Annotated in this window: 5 protein-coding genes; 1 reads left to right on the top strand and 4 read right to left on the bottom strand. The window is 50.8% G+C overall.

Going from position 1 to position 2,773, the window contains the following annotated elements; all coding sequences use genetic code 11:
- The 4 genes from PK629_12675 to PK629_12660 all read right to left on the bottom strand — a co-directional run.
- Positions 1-647, bottom strand: a 647-nt coding sequence (locus PK629_12675) for a DUF4097 family beta strand repeat-containing protein (protein ID HOP12330.1), incomplete at its 3' end; no start/stop codon positions are given.
- Between the two features lie 49 nt (positions 648-696).
- Positions 697-1,290: a DUF1700 domain-containing protein gene (locus tag PK629_12670; GenBank protein HOP12329.1), complete on the bottom strand. Its 594-nt coding sequence runs from the start codon at positions 1,288-1,290 to the stop codon at positions 697-699.
- An 8-nt stretch (positions 1,291-1,298) separates the two neighbouring features.
- Positions 1,299-1,613, bottom strand: a complete 315-nt coding sequence (locus PK629_12665; GenBank protein ID HOP12328.1) for a PadR family transcriptional regulator — start codon at positions 1,611-1,613, stop codon at positions 1,299-1,301.
- Positions 1,614-1,720: 107 nt separating this feature from the next.
- Positions 1,721-2,224, bottom strand: a complete 504-nt coding sequence (locus tag PK629_12660; protein HOP12327.1) for a GNAT family N-acetyltransferase — start codon at positions 2,222-2,224, stop codon at positions 1,721-1,723.
- A 169-nt stretch (positions 2,225-2,393) separates the two neighbouring features.
- On the opposite strand from PK629_12660, the gene PK629_12655 reads away from it, so the two are divergent.
- On the top strand, positions 2,394-2,773 hold a 380-nt coding region (locus tag PK629_12655; protein HOP12326.1), incomplete at its 3' end, for a radical SAM protein.

Below are 2,773 nucleotides of genomic sequence, written 5' to 3'. Positions count from 1 at the left end.
ACGCTCATCCGGACATAGCTGCCCGAAAACCGTACTTCGCCGGAAGTCGTGTCCATATCCACCGTTTCCGCCGTAATGTCGGATGCATCAATGCGTCCCGAGACGCCGTTGCAATTCATATCGTCAACCGTAAGCCCCGATACGGTCAGTGACGCCGAAGCGCTTGAGAAGTCAAAACCACTCATATTCGCCGCCAATGCAGCCGGAATCTTTACATCAATCGCCTTCACCGGCAAATCGCTTGGTGCGGCGGTGGAGCAGTATTGAATATACAGCACACCATTCTCCACACCGTACCGAAGCGCCAAATCCTGTGTCAAAACATCGGATGAACTCTCTGTAAAAGTAACTTCCGCGCCGTCATAAACACTAACCGTCGCACTGCCGGCGATCCATTTCAATTCGATGCCCGAAAGCCCGTCTGCGCTCACTGTGTAAGTCCCGTTCTCAGTATACGTGTTATCCCAGGACTTATAACCTGCGATATTCGTGGTTCCGACATTGATATTCCACGGGAGATTGAACGACTTTTCGTCCCAAAAATTTTCGACGCGTGCGCCAAACGCCACGGCCAAACTGAAGATCAGAATTCCCGCCATCAGCAGAGAACCCGCGACAATCAGCGTTGTCTTCAATGCTTTACTCATTTTTTATAACCTGCCTTTCAATTCATTAGTATATTGTAAATTAACAATCTCATGCCTTTTTCCGGATAAACAGTGTCTTGATGCCTCTGGCAATCAACACCGTCAGTTTTGCAAGTCCCTTCGCGGTGTACATCGCACCGAGGAACGCGAGAATCGAAAGCCCCGCCAGCGCGACGCCCGAACCGAGTACCATCAGCGCCAGCAACGGATTGTGGAACATATTCCAAATCCCACCCACGATCAGCGCCAGTCCGCTTGCTGCAATAGCGAATACCACCGCGAACAGCACCACGACCACCGACCAGATCACGACGTAAATGGAGAGTACCACCGCAAAAATAGCCATCAAAATCGGAAACCAGACCGGAAAACCCAGCACCAATAAAATGATGTTCAGCGCCGTCCATCCGCCTCTGGGCCTGACTCTGGATTTGACCAGCGTCTGCAGCGGCTGTTCCCTCAAAATATCTTCGGCGATCTTCGAGATATCTCCGAGTTTGTCAACCGCAGCGGCCTCATCCATTCCGTCTTCGGTCATGTCGTCAATCAGTTCCGCATAATAGGCGAGTCGTTTTCCGATCTCGTCCGGCGGCAGCTGCGACAGCCGGCTCTTCAAATCGTCTAAAAATTCACGTTTCGTCATAGTTCAGATCATTCCTTTCCCACTCTGATATATTCCACCATCGATTCAATCTCCGGCCAGTCGCGCAAAAATTCCGTGATCGCGGCATGTCCCCTGTCGGTGATCCGATAAAATTTGCGCAGACGGCCGTTGTGTTCGACGGAGTAGACCGTGAGGTCCCCGGCGGCTTCCAGCCGGCGCAAAATGGGATAAAGCGTCGATTCGGTGAGTTCGATATAGCCGGAAAGGTCCTTGATGATCTTATACCCATAGGAATCCTCGCGGGAGACGGCGGACAATACCCCGACCTCCAAAATACCTCGTTTGAGTTGCGGGTCAAGCACATCAATACCCCCTTTCGCATAATACTATACATGGCATAGTACTATTTGTCAAGAGGTATTTGAGAAATTTTTAAAAATTTTTTTGCACCCTAAAATTCATTTAATAATTATTGTATCCAAAATCTTTTTACTCTTTCGCCGCTCTCGTTGGTGATTGTATTTTCATAAACAGCACCGCAGGCACGCATCGTGTTTTCCGAGCCGATATTATCCTCGGCACAAGTCAGCAAAACATCGTGGACGCCCGACTCGGCCAATTTTCCCAACGCAAGTCGCAGCATTTTTTTGGCATAACCCTTTCTGCGTTCCGAAGGGCGAACACCGTATCCCACATAACCCCCGTCCAGAAAAAATTTATCATCAAGATGTGTCCGTATCGTCACCGCGCCCAGAAGCCGACCGTCTGTCCGTACCGCAAAATAGAGCGTTTGCGGAACCGCACCCTCCGGGCAGGACTCTTCAAAACGATCTTCATTCATCCAGCGCAGCCATGTTTCATAAGGCGCACCGTTATTTCGAAGCGCAGCCGGATTCAACCGGCTGCCGAATGCCAGCCACTCCCGCATCATATCCTCATACTGTTCCCGGAATGACAAATCGGGTAAAACCAAGCAAATATCTTCCCGGTTTGTTGTATGTTCTTGCATAATTACTCCTTATCTCTGACAGCTGTTATCATTATAGTCAAAATCATATAAAACACAATGGGCTGGCAATTCCCGCATTACCATGTTATAATCATTTACAGCGAAACCAAAACCGTCATCAGGTGCAAAAAATATGGAACTTAAAATTTTCGAAAAGGGCTTTAATTATTCGCAGGACGGCGCGGGAAACCGGCTGGTCTACCATCTGCAGGGCTGCAACATGCGCTGCCCGTGGTGCGCCAATCCCGAGGGCATGTCCCAAACGCCGCCGCTGTTTGTCAGCGAAAATCGGCTGATCGATTCGGTCTGCCCGTACGGCGCCGTTCACGATCGCCGCCTCGACCGTTCCGTCTGCAAAGCCTGTTCCGACCGCCCTTGCGTCACTGTGAACCGCAATCAGGGCATCACCTGCAAATGCCAAACCCCCGAACTCGATGAAGTCCTCGCCGAAGTCAAAAAAAGCGCCCCGATGTTTTTCGACGGCGGCGGCGTGACCCTGACCGGCGGCGAACC

The sequence above is a fragment of the Oscillospiraceae bacterium genome (genome assembly GCA_035380125.1).
Classification (GTDB): domain Bacteria; phylum Bacillota; class Clostridia; order Oscillospirales; family JAKOTC01; genus DAOPZJ01.
Note: the sequence above shows the minus strand (reverse complement) of the source record. Positions and strands in the feature narration are given on the sequence as shown.

Bases quoted from the DNA above. Each gene is read 5' to 3' on its own strand.
- PK629_12670 (HOP12329.1), bottom strand. From the start codon at position 1,290: ATGACGAAACGTGAATTTTTAGACGATTTGAAGAGCCGGCTGTCGCAG.